Origin of the sequence: Streptomyces huiliensis (assembly GCF_020037025.1) — a bacterium.
Classification (GTDB): Bacteria; Actinomycetota; Actinomycetes; order Streptomycetales; family Streptomycetaceae; genus Streptomyces; species Streptomyces huiliensis.
The window spans coordinates 1-14,904 of the sequence record NZ_JAIQLH010000179.1 but is presented as its reverse complement, the minus strand read 5'-3'; the positions used below and the strand labels follow the sequence as shown (position 1 = coordinate 14,904).

15 protein-coding genes are annotated in these 14,904 nt (G+C 71.6%); 10 read left to right on the top strand and 5 right to left on the bottom strand.

The window, feature by feature from the left end; genetic code table 11:
- Positions 1–211: 211 nt before the first annotated feature.
- Positions 212–1,426 carry an NAD(P)-dependent malic enzyme gene (locus tag JNW98_RS25955; protein WP_223770719.1) on the bottom strand — a complete coding sequence of 405 codons (1,215 nt, stop codon included), beginning with the start codon at positions 1,424–1,426 and terminating at the stop codon, positions 212–214.
- A 615-nt stretch (positions 1,427–2,041) separates the two neighbouring features.
- Between JNW98_RS25955 and JNW98_RS25950 the strand changes: the two genes are divergently transcribed.
- The 4 genes from JNW98_RS25950 (at position 2,042) to JNW98_RS25935 (ending at position 5,770) form a co-directional block, all read left to right on the top strand.
- Positions 2,042–2,998 (top strand): ABC transporter substrate-binding protein, encoded by a 957-nt coding sequence (locus JNW98_RS25950; RefSeq protein WP_223770718.1) that lies wholly within the window; start codon positions 2,042–2,044, stop codon positions 2,996–2,998.
- Between the two features lie 30 nt (positions 2,999–3,028).
- Entirely contained in the window at positions 3,029–3,985 is a 957-nt protein-coding gene (locus JNW98_RS25945; protein ID WP_372459325.1) for an amino acid ABC transporter permease, read from the top strand.
- On the top strand, positions 3,982–4,749 hold the full coding sequence (locus JNW98_RS25940; protein WP_308015665.1) for an amino acid ABC transporter ATP-binding protein: 768 nt from the start codon (positions 3,982–3,984) through the stop codon (positions 4,747–4,749). The genes JNW98_RS25945 and JNW98_RS25940 overlap by 4 nt, the downstream gene beginning before the upstream one ends.
- 379 nt (positions 4,750–5,128) lie before the next feature.
- Entirely contained in the window at positions 5,129–5,770 is a 642-nt protein-coding gene (locus JNW98_RS25935) for a CGNR zinc finger domain-containing protein (RefSeq protein ID WP_223770717.1), read from the top strand.
- Here JNW98_RS25935 and sodX read toward each other — a convergent pair.
- Entirely contained in the window at positions 5,662–6,126 is a 465-nt protein-coding gene (gene sodX / locus JNW98_RS25930) for a nickel-type superoxide dismutase maturation protease (RefSeq protein ID WP_223770716.1), read from the bottom strand. The genes JNW98_RS25935 and sodX overlap by 109 nt on opposite strands.
- A 148-nt stretch (positions 6,127–6,274) precedes the next feature.
- Here sodX and sodN point away from each other — a divergent pair, with 148 nt between their 5' ends.
- On the top strand, positions 6,275–6,670 hold the full coding sequence (gene sodN / locus JNW98_RS25925) for a superoxide dismutase, Ni (RefSeq protein ID WP_004937667.1): 396 nt from the start codon (positions 6,275–6,277) through the stop codon (positions 6,668–6,670).
- A 123-nt stretch (positions 6,671–6,793) separates the two neighbouring features.
- Here the strand turns inward: sodN and JNW98_RS25920 are convergent, their stop codons facing one another.
- Entirely contained in the window at positions 6,794–7,159 is a 366-nt protein-coding gene (locus tag JNW98_RS25920) for a beta/gamma crystallin domain-containing protein (RefSeq protein WP_223770715.1), read from the bottom strand.
- Between the two features lie 556 nt (positions 7,160–7,715).
- Positions 7,716–8,387, bottom strand: a complete 672-nt coding sequence (locus JNW98_RS25915) for a hypothetical protein (protein WP_223770722.1) — start codon at positions 8,385–8,387, stop codon at positions 7,716–7,718.
- A gap of 918 nt (positions 8,388–9,305) precedes the next feature.
- On the opposite strand from JNW98_RS25915, the gene JNW98_RS25910 reads away from it, so the two are divergent.
- Positions 9,306–10,904, top strand: a complete 1,599-nt coding sequence (locus JNW98_RS25910; RefSeq protein WP_223770714.1) for a TROVE domain-containing protein — start codon at positions 9,306–9,308, stop codon at positions 10,902–10,904.
- A 275-nt stretch (positions 10,905–11,179) separates the two neighbouring features.
- On the opposite strand, the gene JNW98_RS25905 is transcribed toward JNW98_RS25910, so the two are convergent.
- A complete protein-coding gene (locus JNW98_RS25905) occupies positions 11,180–12,082 on the bottom strand; it encodes an EamA family transporter (RefSeq protein ID WP_223770713.1) in 903 nt (300 codons plus the stop codon).
- Positions 12,083–12,241: 159 nt separating this feature from the next.
- Between JNW98_RS25905 and JNW98_RS25900 the strand changes: the two genes are divergently transcribed.
- From JNW98_RS25900 to JNW98_RS25885, 4 genes are all read left to right on the top strand, one after another.
- Positions 12,242–12,745 carry a MarR family winged helix-turn-helix transcriptional regulator gene (locus tag JNW98_RS25900; RefSeq protein WP_223770712.1) on the top strand — a complete coding sequence of 168 codons (504 nt, stop codon included), beginning with the start codon at positions 12,242–12,244 and terminating at the stop codon, positions 12,743–12,745.
- Between the two features lie 169 nt (positions 12,746–12,914).
- Entirely contained in the window at positions 12,915–13,592 is a 678-nt protein-coding gene (locus JNW98_RS25895) for an HAD family acid phosphatase (protein ID WP_223770711.1), read from the top strand.
- Positions 13,593–13,719: 127 nt separating this feature from the next.
- The gene (locus JNW98_RS25890) at positions 13,720–14,133 is read left to right on the top strand and encodes an ArsR/SmtB family transcription factor (RefSeq protein ID WP_223770710.1); all 414 of its coding nucleotides are present in this window, start codon (positions 13,720–13,722) and stop codon (positions 14,131–14,133) included.
- On the top strand, positions 14,117–14,904 hold a 788-nt coding region (locus JNW98_RS25885; protein ID WP_308015664.1), incomplete at its 3' end, for a P-type ATPase actuator domain-containing protein. The genes JNW98_RS25890 and JNW98_RS25885, both read left to right, overlap by 17 nt.

The window sequence follows — 14,904 nt, the reverse complement described above, 5'->3', positions numbered from 1 at the left end:
CCCCGGTCCCGCCCCTTCGCCGATCCCTGGGGGCTCCGCCCCCAGACCCCCTTGTCGCGGCTTCGCCGCTCGTCCTCAAACGCCGGACGGGCTGAATTCAGCCCGTCCGGCGTTTGAGGACGAGCGGCGAAGCCGCGACAAGGGGGTCTGGGGGCGGAGCCCCCAGGGATCGGCGAAGGGGCGGGACCGGGGCACAGCCCCCCGCAGGGGGCTACCGCCGCGCGACCCCGTCCGCCCGCGCCGCCGCCGCGACAGCGGCCGTCACCGCGGGAGCGACCCGCTCGTCGAACGGCGACGGGATGACGCAATCCGCGCTCAGCTCGTCCGCGACGACCGCCGCCAGCGCCTCGGCGGCGGCCAGCTTCATCCCCTCGGTGATCCGCGACGCCCGCACCTGGAGCGCGCCGGCGAAGATGCCGGGGAAGGCGAGGACGTTGTTGATCTGGTTCGGGTAGTCGCTGCGCCCGGTGGCCACCACGGCCGCGTACTTGTGCGCGACGTCCGGGTGGATCTCCGGGTTGGGGTTGGCCATCGCGAAGATCAGCGCGTTGTCCGCCATCTTCGCGACCGCCGGCTCGGGCACGGTGCCGCCGGAGACGCCGATGAAGACGTCCGCGCCGTCCAGCGCGGACTCCAGGGAACCGGCGAGCCCGGCCTTGTTGGTGAACCCGGCCAGTTCCCGCTTGACGTCGGTCAGGTCCTCGCGGTCGCGGGAGACGATGCCCTTGCGGTCGCACACGGCCACGTCGCCGATGCCCGCCTCGACCAGGATGCGCGCGATGGCGACGCCGGCCGCGCCCGCGCCGGAGATGACGGCGCGCAGGTCGCCGAGGGTACGGCCGGTGAGCTTCGCGGCGTTGCGAAGGGCGGCCAGGGTGACGACGGCGGTGCCGTGCTGGTCGTCGTGGAAGACCGGGATGTCCAGCCGCTCCTGCAGCCGCCGCTCGACCTCGAAGCAGCGGGGCGCGGAGATGTCCTCCAGGTTGACGCCGCCGAAGGACGGCGCGAGGCGGACGACGGTCTCGACGAGCTCGTCCACCTCGCGGCAGTCGAGCGCGATCGGCACCGCGTCCACGCCGCCGAACTGCTTGAACAGGATGGCCTTGCCCTCCATCACGGGCAGGGACGCCTCGGGACCGATGTCCCCGAGTCCCAGGACGGCGCTGCCGTCCGTGACCACCGCGACGACCTGGGACTTCCAGGTGTAGTCGTGGACGAGTTCGGGCTGTTCCGCGATCGCGGTGCACACCTTGGCGACGCCCGGTGTGTAGGCGAGGGACAGGTCGTCCTTGTCCCGCACGGGCACGGTCGCCCGCACCGCCATCTTGCCGCCGCGGTGCAGCGCGAAGGCCGGATCGAAGGGCTCCTCCTGAGCACCTTCCTCCGGACCGCTCCCGCTGAGAGGATTGACGATCTCCGCTGCCACTTTCTTGACCCCTTTGTCGAGATGTCCATCGAGGGTATATCCGTCCCCTGGAGTGCGGGGCGGCCGGGCGGGTGTCCGCTGCCCCGGCGGTGGCCGGGGCGGGGCGCGGCCGCCGGACGGGCGGTCCGCGCGCGGGGGCGCGGTGCGGGGAGTGCGGACACCGGGCGCGCTGCACGACGCGCCCTGAGCCCCGGGTGCGGGGTGTAAGGGCCCTTTCTACCGGATGAGCGCTACGGCCGACGAGTGAGTTACGGCGTTCTCTGCCACGCCGCACCGATGTCGGCCGGAAATCGGTGTCAACTGATGCTCAGAGTCCATGGAGTGAGACATGGGGCTCGTGATATGCGTCTCGCTCCCAGAACGAACGCAAGCGATCAACCAACGCCCCATAAGCCGAACAACCCTCATCAGCAGGCGGATCATCCCGTTATCCGATTTTGACATTGCTGGCCCCCCGAACGGTGTAGTCCAGATGGCAAGATGCCCCAATCACCCGAGGTCGCGGCAGCCGGTGAAGTGTGCTGACGCCCCTCGGAGAGGCCGCACAGTGCGTTTTCCCCTTGAACAGGCCATGTGAAGAGTCGGCTATCCCCTCACCCGCAGGAGGAACCAGCAATGACCGCAAGCACCACCCCTCGCCCGGCTGCCGCCAGGAGTCGTTTGGCCGCCGCCGGCGCGATCGCGGTCGCCGGCGCCCTGCTGCTGACCGGTTGCGGCGACCAGACCAAGAACAAGTCCAAGGACGGCGACTCGTCGTCCGCCGGCGCCTCGGCCCCCCTGTTCGACAAGCTTCCCCAGTCCGTCAAGGGCTCCCGGGTGATCCGGGTGGGCTCGGACATCGCCTATCCGCCGGTGGAGTTCGTCAAGGACGGCAAGACCGTCGGCATCGACCCGGACATCGCGGACGCGCTCGGCAAGCAGCTCGGCGTCCGCTTCACGTTCAACAACTCCAAGTTCGACTCCCTCGTCGCGGGCCTCCGTTCCAAGCGCTACGACATCGCCATGTCGGCCATGACCGACACCAAGGACCGGCAGAACGGCGTCGACCCCAAGACCAAGAAGAAGGTCTCCGACGGCCTCGACTTCGTCGACTACTTCCAGGCCGGCGTCTCCCTCTACACGCCCAAGGGCAAGACCCAGGGGATCAAGGGCTGGCAGGACCTGTGCGGCAAGAAGGTCGTCGTCCAGCGCGGCACCGTCTCGCAGGACCTCACCAACGCCCAGTCGGAGAAGTGCGGCGACAACAAGATCTCCATCGAGGCCTACGACACCGACGTGCTGGCCCAGACCCGGCTGCGCAGCGGCGGCGCGGACGCCGGAGCCAGCGACTTCCCGGTCGCCGCCTACGCGGTGAAGACCTCCGGCGGCGGCAACGACTTCGAGATCGTCGGCGACCAGGTGGAGGCGGCCCCGTACGGCATCGCCGTGGGCAAGGAGAACGCCCAGCTCCGCGACGCCATCAAGGCCGCCATGGACGCCATCATCAAGAACGGCGAGTACCAGAAGATCATGGACAAGTGGGGCGTCGCGGCGGGCGCCATCAAGGAAGCCAAGGTCAACGGCGGTTCCTGACCCACGCACGCTCGCTGAAAGGCCACTTCCGTGACCATAAAGACCGACAAGGCGCCGGATTCCGGCGACGCGCGCCCCGCGTCCGAGACCGCCGCCCCCGAGGCCCTCAAGGCCATCCCCGTACGCCACTACGGCCGCTGGGTGTCGGCCGTCCTGGCCCTCGCCGTCCTCGGCCTCCTGATCAACGCGTTCGCCCAGGGCAAGGTCAACTGGGGTACCGTTCCCGACTACTTCTTCGACGGCGACGTCCTCAGGGGCGTCCGGAACACCATCACGATCACCATCCTGTCCATGGTGGTGGGCGTCGTCCTCGGTGTTCTCCTGGCCGTGATGCGGCTGTCCAAGAACCCCGTCACCTCGTCGATCGCCTGGTTCTACATCTGGTTCTTCCGGGGCACGCCGGTCTACGTCCAGCTGCTGCTCTGGTTCAACCTCGGGCTCGTCTTCGAGTTCATCAACCTCGGGCCGATCTACAAGGACTACTGGTCGTCGTTCATGACGCCGTTCCTGGCCGCTCTGCTCGGGCTCGGCCTCAACGAGGCCGCGTACATGGCGGAGATCTGCCGCGCCGGCCTCCAGTCGGTCGACGAGGGTCAGACCGAGGCCTCGCACGCGCTCGGCATGAGCCACGCCAAGACGCTGCGCCGCGTGGTGCTGCCGCAGGCGATGCGTGTGATCGTGCCGCCGACCGGCAACGAGTTCATCAACATGCTCAAGACCACCTCGCTGGTCATCGCGGTGCAGTACTACGACCTGCTCCAGGCCACCTCCAACGTCGGCCAGACCTCAGGCGCCACGGTCGAGATGCTCTTCGTCGCCGCCGCCTGGTACCTGGTCCTGACCAGCGTGCTGAGCGTCGGCCAGTACTACCTGGAACGCCGGTTCGCCCGCGGTTCGACGCGGAACCTGCCGCCCACCCCCCTGCAGAAGGTCATGAAGGCCAACCTGCTCTCGTTCGGCAACCGCCAGGCCGGAGGCACCGCATGACCGCCACCCCGATGGTGAAGGCCGAGGGCGTCCACAAGTCCTTCGGCGCCGTCCAGGTCCTCAAGGGCATCGACCTGGAAGTCGCCCCGCGCGAGGTGTTCTGCCTCATCGGCCCCTCCGGTTCCGGCAAGTCGACCTTCCTGCGGTGCATCAACCACCTGGAGAAGATCAACGGCGGCCGACTGTACGTCGACGGCGAGCTGGTCGGCTACCGCCAGCAGGGCAACAAGCTCTACGAGCTGAAGGACCGCGAGGTCGCCGCCCAGCGCCGCGACATCGGCATGGTCTTCCAGCGCTTCAACCTGTTCCCGCACATGACGGCCGTGGAGAACGTCATGGAGGCGCCGGTGCAGGTCAAGCGCGAGACGAAGGCCGTCGCCCGGGAGCGGGCGCTGAAACTGCTGGACCGGGTCGGCCTCGCCGACAAGGCGGGCAACTACCCCTCCCAGCTCTCCGGCGGCCAGCAGCAGCGGGTCGCGATAGCCAGGGCTCTCGCGATGGAGCCCAAGCTGATGCTGTTCGACGAGCCGACGTCGGCGCTCGACCCGGAGCTGGTCGGCGACGTGCTCGACGTGATGCGCGACCTCGCCGAGGAGGGGATGACCATGGTGGTGGTCACCCACGAGATGGGCTTCGCCCGCGAGGTCGGCGACTCGCTGGTCTTCATGGACAACGGCGTCGTGGTCGAGTCCGGGGACCCGCGGGAGGTGCTCACCAACCCGCGGCACGAGCGGACGAAGTCCTTCCTGTCCAAGGTGCTGTGAACCTCGGGAAGGTGCTGTGAGCCCCGGGCGACGGCTCCCGGGGCAGCCCCCGGAAGCCGCCAGGGGCGTGCGCGGCCACGAGCACTCCCCCGCCCGCTTCCACACCACCACGCGCACGGTCGGCGCACCCCGGCCCCCAGGGCGTCCGCCGAGCGGATAACGCCCCGATGACGCCCCCGCACCGCCGGACGGCGGTCGTACGGAACCCGGTTCCGCGCGACCGCCGTCCGACGTTTACGGACACCAGTTCGCCTACGGCGCACGTGGCCGGAAAGTGCGTCCCGCCCACCCGACGGACGTACGCTGTAATACTCTCGTTGCATCCACATCCATTACCCATCGGGGCCCGGCCCCCGGGCCGACCACCGAAGGACCCCCCGTGGAACTGGCCTCCTACGCCGACTACGCCGTCCGGCTGGTCAACACCGAGGCGCCCGCGCGCGGCACCGACACCCTCACGTCGCTCGACGGCGCCCGCGAGGTCTTCGGCCCCGGCTCGCAGATGGCGCGCAGGCTCACCGACGGTGACGTCACCCGGCTGCGCGGTGTCCGGACGAGGCTGCGCGCGGTCTTCGAGGCGGCCGCCGAGGGCGACGAGGTGCGGGCCGTGGACCTGCTCAACGCGCTGCTGATGGAGTTCCCCGTCAGCCCGCAGATCTCCGGCCACCAGCAGCGCGACGCGGCCGGCCGGCCGGACTGGCACCTGCACATCGCCGACCACGCCGCCAACTCGGCGGCCGGCTACACCGCGACGGCCTGCATGGGCCTCGCCGTCCACCTCACCGAGCTGGGCGTGGACCGGCTGGGCATCTGCCAGGCCCCGCCGTGCCGCAACGCCTACCTCGACACCTCGACCAACCGCTCCCGCCGCTACTGCTCCGACCGCTGCGCCACCCGGGCCAACGTCGCCGCCTACCGGGCCCGCAAGCGGCGCGAGAGCGGCAGCCCCAGCAGCCCGGAGGAGCGCACCGGCCGGACGGCCGAGGCCGCCCACGAGAGCAGCGCGCCCGCCGACCGCTGACCTGCCTGCGGCAGCGGGCGCAGCCGTACCCAGGCGCGGGCCACGACCAGCTCGTCGGGCACCGCGCCGAACTCCCGGCTGTCGTTCTCCACCAGGGGGTTGTCCCCGGTGACCCACCAGCCGCCGTCGCGCCGCTCCACCGCGCGCTTGACGATCAGCAGGTCCTGCCGGAACGGGTGCCTCAGCACCACCACGTCCCCCGGGCGCACGCTCGCGCCGTACTGCACCACCAGCTGGTCTCCCGGGTTCAGCGTCGGGACCATCGACGGGTTGTAGACCTCGGCCAGCCCGATCCGCAGCAGTCCGCGACGCTCGCGGTCCAGCCCGTGACCGGGCTCGTCCAGTCGCTCCTGCACCTCGGCTCCTCACTCCCGTCCGTCTCCGTCCGGTCCCAGCCTGACACCGGTCTTTTGTCCTAAGCCCCACGGGGTGCCCGGGAAAAGCCTTCCCGCACCGAGTAATCTCGCACCTGAGAAGACGATCACGAGGAAGGACAGCACCACTATGCTTTCCCGCCTGTTCGCCCCCAAGGTGAAGGTCAGCGCCCACTGCGACCTGCCCTGCGGCGTGTACGACCCGGCCCAGGCCCGCATCGAGGCGGAATCGGTCAAGGCCGTCCAGGAGAAGTACCAGGCCAACGAGGACCCCCACTTCCGTGCCCGCGCCACGATCATCAAGGAGCAGCGCGCGGAGCTCGCCAAGCACCACGTCTCGGTGCTGTGGAGCGACTACTTCAAGGCGCCGCACTTCGAGAAGTACCCCCAGTTGCACCAGCTGGTCAATGACACCCTGAAGGCGCTGAGCGCCGCCAAGGCGTCGACCGACCCGAAGACGGGCGAGAAGGCGCTGGAGCTCATCGCCGAGATCGACCGTATCTTCTGGGAGACCAAGAAGGCCTGACCGACGGCCGGACGGTCCCGGCCCCGTAGGGCCGGGACCGTCTCATACGTGAACGAGGGCCCACGACAGGGACCCGGTGGCATCCTGCCACCGGGTCCCTGTCGCGTTCTCAAACCACCGTTATCAGTGAATCTTGATCCAGATGATCTTGTGGAGGTAGGGCTGGCCCGGGTTCCACTGGCTCCACTTGTTGAGCGTGACCGTCTCGAGCCGCGGGTCGCTCTCATTCCGCTGGAACTGGAAGGTCACGGTGTTGTTCCCGGACTCGACCCAGTTGACGCCGTAAATGGCGACGGCCGTCTCGCCGGCATTGGCGAAGCAGAGCGTGTCGCGGCCGTTGTTGTTGTGTATTTCGAGGTAGTCCTTCTGGTTGCAATTCGTGCGGTTGATCGGGGCAGCGGCGGCCGCGTCGGACGCGGCCACGGCGGGCAGGGCGGTGGCGGCCAGCGCGGCCACGGCCGCGGCGGCGACGCCGAGGGAACGACCCATGGGAAGTCTCATTTTCTCTCCCTCTCTTCTTGCGGGGCGGACGCCCTCACCGTCGCATGCGCCACAAGCTCCCCAAAAGCTCCCTTCCCGGCCAAGTTCATATGCCACGGACATGCCCCCGAAAAGAGCCGCCGACCAATATCGAAGTCACGATCGGACCGAAAGGGGGCCCCAAATGAAACCGGCCACGCCCGTGAAGTCCGAAAGCCGGCCACCCCTCCCGCGAAGACCCGGAGCCTCCTTGTGAGGGGCGTCACGTTTCCCGGCGCCGCCGGCGATTCCCGTGAACGACCGGCAGAGCGGAGAGGTCTTTCCGGGGCTCGCGGCCGCCACCCGCACACGCCTCACGGCCGGCGGGCACCCGCGAACCGGCCACAGGGGGAAGTTAGTTAAATGGCCGATACATGAAGACGGGGACGGGGGTTCGACACCTCTCGGACGACGAACGCAGCCCGGCGGTCCACCCCTTCACCGAGGGCCGGCTTCCCGCCCAACGGAGCCCGAGTGGCCGGAAAGACGCCCCGCCCGGCCGTGCGCGGGGCGGGACGCCCCTCGGTCACTTCGCGAGGGCCCACCTCAGGGGCTCCTTGTAGAAGCCCCGCCGGTAGGTGATGTGGGTGACCTTCTTGCCCTCCGGCACCACGAAGGGGCGGCAGACGACGCGCTCCTCGCCCTTCCGCCACGGCTTCACGTAGTCCTCGTCCCGGCAGTCGTCGGGCGTCCCGGGCAGGGTGCCGATGGTGAGGAGCGGCGTTCCGGGCGCGTTGCCCTCCACCAGGGTGCCGATGTCGGTGGTCATCATGGGCGGCTTCATGGGGGCGTCGCCGTCAGCCAGCTTGGCCTTCAGGTAGGCGAAGGCGACCGTCTTTCCGACGAACTTCTTGGCGTCCGAGCCGCCCTTGAGGCTCTCGGGCTTGCCCATCACCACCTTCTGGCCGGTGACGACGAACTTCCCCTTCTTCTTGTCCGCCTCCAGTTCCTGCTCCTCCGGGCTGGGCTGCCCGGCCGCGAGTTCCCGGGCGCCGGCGTCGGTCTTGTCGCCGGACTTCGTGCCGGACGCCCCGGTGCCGGACGAGGTCGATCCGGACTTCTCCGCACCGGCCTTGGCGGAGTCGGACTTCCCCTTGTCGGACGAACCGCAAGCGGTCAGCGCCAGGGCCGCCAGGACGGCCCCCGCGGTGAGTGCGAAGCGGCGGGGTGCCGCAGCGGTGAGATGAGCGGACTGCATACGCAAGGTTTCCCCCGTGTGTTCCGTGGTGCTATTCCGGTTCTCGGATCCGGAAACGGCGACCGAGTTTACGCACCGGACCGGGCGGGGAAGTCGGCAGGGCCGGTCACCCGAAGGAAGGGCGCAGCGGAATCCGGATATCGCGGAAGGTTTCGGTGTAGTTCCGGGGAAATCGCGGAGGAGTCCGCGCTTTCGGGATCGGGCCGGGCATTCGCCCGGGCGGCCCACGACCGGGCCGCCCGTCGAACTTGCCCTTTCGACACGAGAATTCACCGGGACGACGGTCGGCACACGGCGGCCGGGAACCGGAGGCGCTCGCCGTATGCCGTGCGGCGCCGCGCCCGGCCGCCGCCCGTCCGGGCCGCCCGAGCCGCCCGGGCCACCCGAGCCGTCCGAGCCGTCCGAGCCGTCCACCGCACGAAAACCCGTTGCCGTCCGTCCGCCTCCCGGGCCACAGTTGAGGCATCGCTTGGCGCATCTCCCGGTGCGCAGGGGACGGTTACTTCGTTTCTGGTACGGGTGGTTGCGGGTTCGAATCCCGTCCGGGGCTCCGCGCCCCGGTAGCTCAACGGCAGAGCACCATGTACCGTCCCCGCCCCTGATCTCGGGAGAGCACAAGCGCATACGCACCTCCCGGTGCGCGGGTCACGGCTCCTTCCTTTCCAGAAACGCGCCGTGACCGGACCTGATCTCGGGAGGCGCGGCACCGGGGCGCCCGGTGCGCCGGACCGCGGCTACTTCGGGTTCGACTCCCGCACGTCACCGTTCCGTGGACACGGGACAGGCGACGTGCAGCCCACCAAGGCGGGCAATCCGCGGTCCATCCGATCTCGGGCGCCCCGGACCGCCGTCCGGCCTCCCCTCCGACCGTCACACACCACGAGCCCGTCAGCCGGCTCCAGGGGGAATCCACTTCTCATGGCCCGTTTCAACGCCCGCGCGGACCGCCGCGCGGCCGCCACGTCGCCCGTCGCCACGACGGGCGCCACGACCGTCAACCACCAGGGCGGCACCGGGCACCTGCGCGAGGCCCGCGGTGAGCTGTTCCTGCTGGCCGTCGCCAACACCGTCACCCAGGACACGTTCTACGAGGACGGCGGCCGGCGCGACGACCGGTTCGCCGGCCTCGTGCGCCGGCTGGCGGTCGAGGACCCCGCGTGGACGGCCCGGCTGCTGGGCTGGCTGCGCGCGGACGGCGGCATGCGTACCGCGTCGCTCGTCGGCGCGGCCGAGTTCGTCCACGCGCGGCTCGCGGCGGGCGACGCGGCGGCGCCGACGGCCGGCCCGTACGGCAACCGGGGCGTCGTCGCGTCCGTCCTGCTCCGCCCCGACGAGCCGGGCGAGATGCTGGCCTACTGGACGTCGCGGTACGGGCGCGCGGTGCCGAAGCCGGTCAAGCGGGGCGTGGGGGACGCGGTGCGCCGGCTGTACCACGGCCGGTCGCTGCTCAAGTACGACACGGCGAGCAAGGGCTTCCGCTTCGGCGACGTCCTCAACCTCGTCCACCCCGCCCCGGATCCCGCCAAGCCGTGGCAGGGGGAGCTGTTCCGCTACGCGCTGGACCGCCGGCACCACCCGGAGGACGCCGTTCCGCCGGCCGGGGACGCGGTGCTCACCGCGTACCGGGAGCTGATGGCCGTACCGGTCGCGGAGCGCCGCGCCGTGCTCACCGGCCCGGGCGGCGCCGAGCGGCTGGCCGCGGCCGGCGTGACGTGGGAGGCGCTGGCCGGCTGGCTCCAGGGGCCGATGGACCGGGCGGCCTGGGAGGCCGTCATCCCGTCCATGGGCACCATGGCGCTGGTCCGTAACCTGCGGAACTTCGACGACGCCGGGGTGGGCGACGACGTCGCCGCCGCCGTCGCCGCGCGGATCGCCGACCCGGCGGAGGTGGCCCGCTCCCGGCAGTTCCCCTTCCGCTACCTGGCCGCGTACCGGCACACCGGCTCGCTGCGCTGGGCCGGCGCCCTGGAGCGCGCGCTGTCCCACTCGCTCGCCAACGTGCCGTACCTGAGCGGCCGGACGCTGGTGCTCGTCGACCGGTCGGGGTCGATGTTCGGCGGGATCAGCGAGCGGACGCGGCTGAACCGGGCCGACAGCGCGGCGGTCTTCGGCACGGCCCTCGCCCTCCGGGCGGCCGAGGCCGACCTGGTGGAGTTCGGGACGACGAGCCGCCGGATCCCGCTCTCCCCCGGCGACTCGGTGCTCCGGGCGACGGACCGGTTCGGCGACCTGGGCGGCACGAACACCGCGGAGGCGGTGCGCCGGCACTACGCCGGACACGACCGCGTGGTGATCGTCACCGACGAGCAGACGGCCCCCGGCGGCCACGGCGACGCCACCTCCGCCGTCCCGGCCCACGTCCCCGTCTACACCTGGAACCTCGCCGGCTACCGCACCGGCCACGCCCCCTCGGGCACCGGCAACCGGCACACCTTCGGCGGCCTCAACGACGCCGCCTTCCGCGCCATCCCCCTCCTGGAGGCGGGCCGGAACGCGGCGTGGCCGTGGGAGGTTTGAGCGGGGGCGGCGGTGGCCGTGGCGGCGGTGGTGCCGCTGGGGCTGGAAGGTTCGCGGGAGGGGCCGAGGGAGAGGGGCGACGAGGCGCGCGCCATGTCCTGAGGCGTGAGGTGCCGTCGTGGCGATGTGTGGCGGCGGCACTGAAGGGCCGTACCGGTGAACGGACTTGAGACGCCGTCTGCCAAAGCGCCGACGCGCCGGCGGCCCGCCGGTCCGGTGGACCTGCGGGCCGCCCTCACCCAGGGCCCCGAGGGGGCTCCTCTGCCACTACCGCGTCAGCGCCTGCGGCCGAGCGTCTGCCCGGCGACCACCGCCGCGAGGGCGGTCACGAGCCCGAGGACCTGCCAGAGGGTGAGGGTCTGGTCCATCGCCACCACGCCGATCAACGCGGCGACCGGCGGGCCGACGAGGCTGAGCAGCGAGACCGAGGTCGGGGCGAGCCGTCCGATGCCGCGGAAGAAGAGGGGGTAGGCGGCGGCGGTGGCCACGACGCCGATGTAGGTGTAACCGGCGATGTTGGCACCGGTCAGGTGCGCCGGGAGGCCCTCGCCCAGCAGGGTGAAGGGCGTCAGGAGCAGACCGGCGATGGTGAGCTGCCAGCCGGTCATGACCAGGGGGCTGTCACCGCTGCCCCACTTCTTGGTGAGCACGATGGACAGGGCGATCAGCGCCACGGCGAGCAGGGCCGCCGCGACGCCAGGCGCGTCCAGGGCGGCCTTCCCGGTGAGGGTCATCAGGGCCACGCCCCCGACCCCGGCGACCGCCGCCAGCAGGACGGGGAGCGAGGTGCGGATCCGCAGCACGAGCAGCGAGAAACCGGCCACCAGCAGCGGCTGCACGGCGCCGATCGTGGCGGCCACCCCGCCGGGGAGCCGGTAGGCGGCGAAGAAGATCAGCGGGAGGAAGGCGCCGAAGTTGAGGACCGCCAGCACCGCCGACTTCCACCACCACGAACCGTGGGGCAGCTTGCGGTTGTACGCGAGCAGGAGCAGTCCGGCGGGCAGCGCGCGTAGGGCGGCGGCGAGCATCGGGCGGTTGTCGGGGAGCAGCGTGGCGGTCACCGCGTAGACGGTGGCCCAGCTGGCGGGCGCCAGAGCGGTGAGCAGCAGGTCCCGGGCGGTGGATCCGCCGGCGGAAGCGGTGCCGGTCGCGCCGGTCGCCCCGACCGTCCCTGCCATCCCCCTGGCACCCGCGGCCCCGCTCGTACCGGCCGGTGCGGACGCAGTCGCCTGCATGACGTTCTCCCCTCATTGATAATCTCAACGTTGAAATAACAGCACGGCACTTCAGTGAACGTCAACTATCTGAACGTTGAGATTTTCAAGGGAGAGATGTTCATGGCCATCGACGCGGTGGACAGCGTGATCGAGCAGTGGGGACGCGAGCGCCCCGACGTGGACGTCTGGCCGACCGGCGTGATCAGCCGGGTGCAGCGCCTCTCGCGCCTGCTCGACAAGGAGCTGAAGGCGTTCTTCGCCCAGCACGACCTCGAGGTCTGGGAGTTCGACGTCCTGTCGACCCTCCGCCGCTGCGGCCCGCCCTACGAGCGGACGGCGGGCGCCATCACCAGCGCGACCATGGTCACCTCGGGCGCCATCACCAACCGCGTGGACCGCATGGAGGCCAAGGGCCTGGTCGAGCGGATCCGCGACACCGCCGACCGCCGTACGGTCCGCATCCGGCTCACCGAGCGCGGCCACCAGCTCATGGACGAGCTGATCGCCCTCCACGCGGCCAACGGCGAGCGGATCCTCTCCCCCCTCAGTCGCGAGGAATGCGACCGCGTCGCGGAGGCACTGCGGGTCCTGCTGGTGTTCCTGGGAGACAAGCGGCTCGAGTGAGACCCCCGGACTTGAGTGAGGCCCGCAGAAGGGAGCGCCGCCGCGGAGGGGGACAGCGGCGCCCCTCCGCGGCCCACCGGCGCCCCACCCCACACACGGAACCCAAGCATCACTCCCCGGACAACCTCACGTTCCTCACTCGTCACACAGGAACGTGATCGTTCCCCGCATGACCGCATCGACCCGGGCCCGCCGCACGGCCGTCGCCGTCTCCGCGGCCGCCGCCCTCGCCACACTGGGCGCCGCCACGACGGCCACCGCCGCCCCCACGACGGATGGCGCCACCGCCGAAGCCACCACGGCCGTCACCCCCGTAGCCGTAGCGCAGCACACCTCAGGCACCGCCGGCCTGAAGGGCGTCGACTACGCGGCCTGGCAGCGGGACGTACGGGCCGCCGTCGACCGCGCAACCCCGTACGTCCGCGAGCGCACCGCCCGGGCCCGTACCGAGAAGCAGGCCGTCGTCCTCGACATCGACAACACCTCGCTCGAGACCGACTTCCACTGGACGTACCCGACGCCGGCCGTCGCCCCCGTCCGCGACCTGGTCCGGTACGCCCACGAGCGCGGCGCCGCCGTCTTCTTCGTCACCGCGCGCCCCCGCCTCCTGGGCTCGCTGACCGAGGACAACCTCAAGCGCGTCGGCTACCCGGTGGACGGCCTGTCCGTCCGCCGGCTCCCCGACCTCTTCCGGGACGTGAGCGCCTACAAGACCGCCGAGCGCGCGAAGATCGAGGCCAAGGGCTACAAGATCATCGCCAACATCGGCAACAACACGACGGACCTCTCCGGCGGCCACGCCGAACTCACGGTCAAGCTCCCCGACTACGACGGCAAGCTGTCCTGACCCCACGGCAAGCCGTCCTGCCCCCACCGCCCGGAGGACGCCGAGGCTACTGGGGGCCCGGCCGTCCCTCTGCCTAGACTGGTCCCCCTCGGGCGTGACGACGCCCGGCAGGGACGGGAGAGCGACAGTGACGGCAGGCGTCGGCAGATTCGAGAGCCCCGAGGGGGCCGTCGAACGGAGTGCCGCCGACCCGTCGGCGGACGTGCTGAGCGAGGCCGCCGCCGCGTTCGGGCTGCTCGCCTCCCCCGCCCGGCTGCACCTCGTCTGGGCCCTCGCCCAGGGCGAGAGCGACGTGACCGGGCTGGCCGAGCGGGTCGGCGGCGCGCTGCCCGCGATCAGCCAGCACCTGGCGAAGCTCAAGCTCGCCGGGCTGGTGCGGTCGCGCCGCGAAGGGCGCCGTGTGGTCTACCTGGTCGACGACGCGCACGTGGTGACCATCGTCCGCCTCATGGTCGACCAGCTCTCCGACCGCCGGGCCGACCCCGCGCCCCGGTCGCGGTCCGGCGCCGGTTCCGGACGCCTCCGTGGCCTGGGCGCCTGAGGCCGGTCAGGCCGGCTCCACCCTTCACGCGCTGCGGGAGCTGGGCAGCGGCCCGCGCGGGCTGACCGAGGACGAGGCCGCCCGCCGGCTGGCCGACGCCGGCGAGAACGTCCTCCCCGGCCGCCGCCCGCCCGGGCCCGTCCGGCGGTTCGCGCACGGCCTGCGCGACCCGTTCACCGCCGTCCTCCTCTGCCTCGGCCTGGTCTCCGCCGCGGTCGCCTCCTGGGGCACCGCCTGTGTGATCAGCGTCCTGGTCACCGTCAGCTGCGCCCTCCGGACCGCCGGCGAGCACCGCGCCGAGCGCGCGGCGGCCGCGCTGCGCGACCTCGTCCCCACCACCGCCACCGTCCGCCGCCGCCCCGCGCCCGACGCGCCCCCGGTCCAACGGGAGCTCCCCGTCGGCGAACTGGTGCCGGGAGACGTCGTCCTCCTCGCCCCCGGCGACCTCGTCCCGGCCGACCTGCGCCTGCTCCGCACGGCCGGGCTGACGGTCCACGAAGCCGTCCTGACGGGCGAGTCGGCCCCGGCGGAGAAGCGGGCCCCAGGGCTGGTGGCGGGCACGCTCCGGCCCGCGCCCGCCCTCCCGTGCGCGAGCGACGCGACCACCGCGGGAGCCGTCGGTGCCGACGGTGCCGACGACAGGACGGACGACGGTGAGGGCACCGACGGCGGTCCGGCCGGCCGGCCCCGCCTCCCCGGCCGCACACCGACGGGGGGCGCCGCGAGCCCGGCCCCCGCGGACGACCGGGACGGCACCGCCGACGGCCTCCG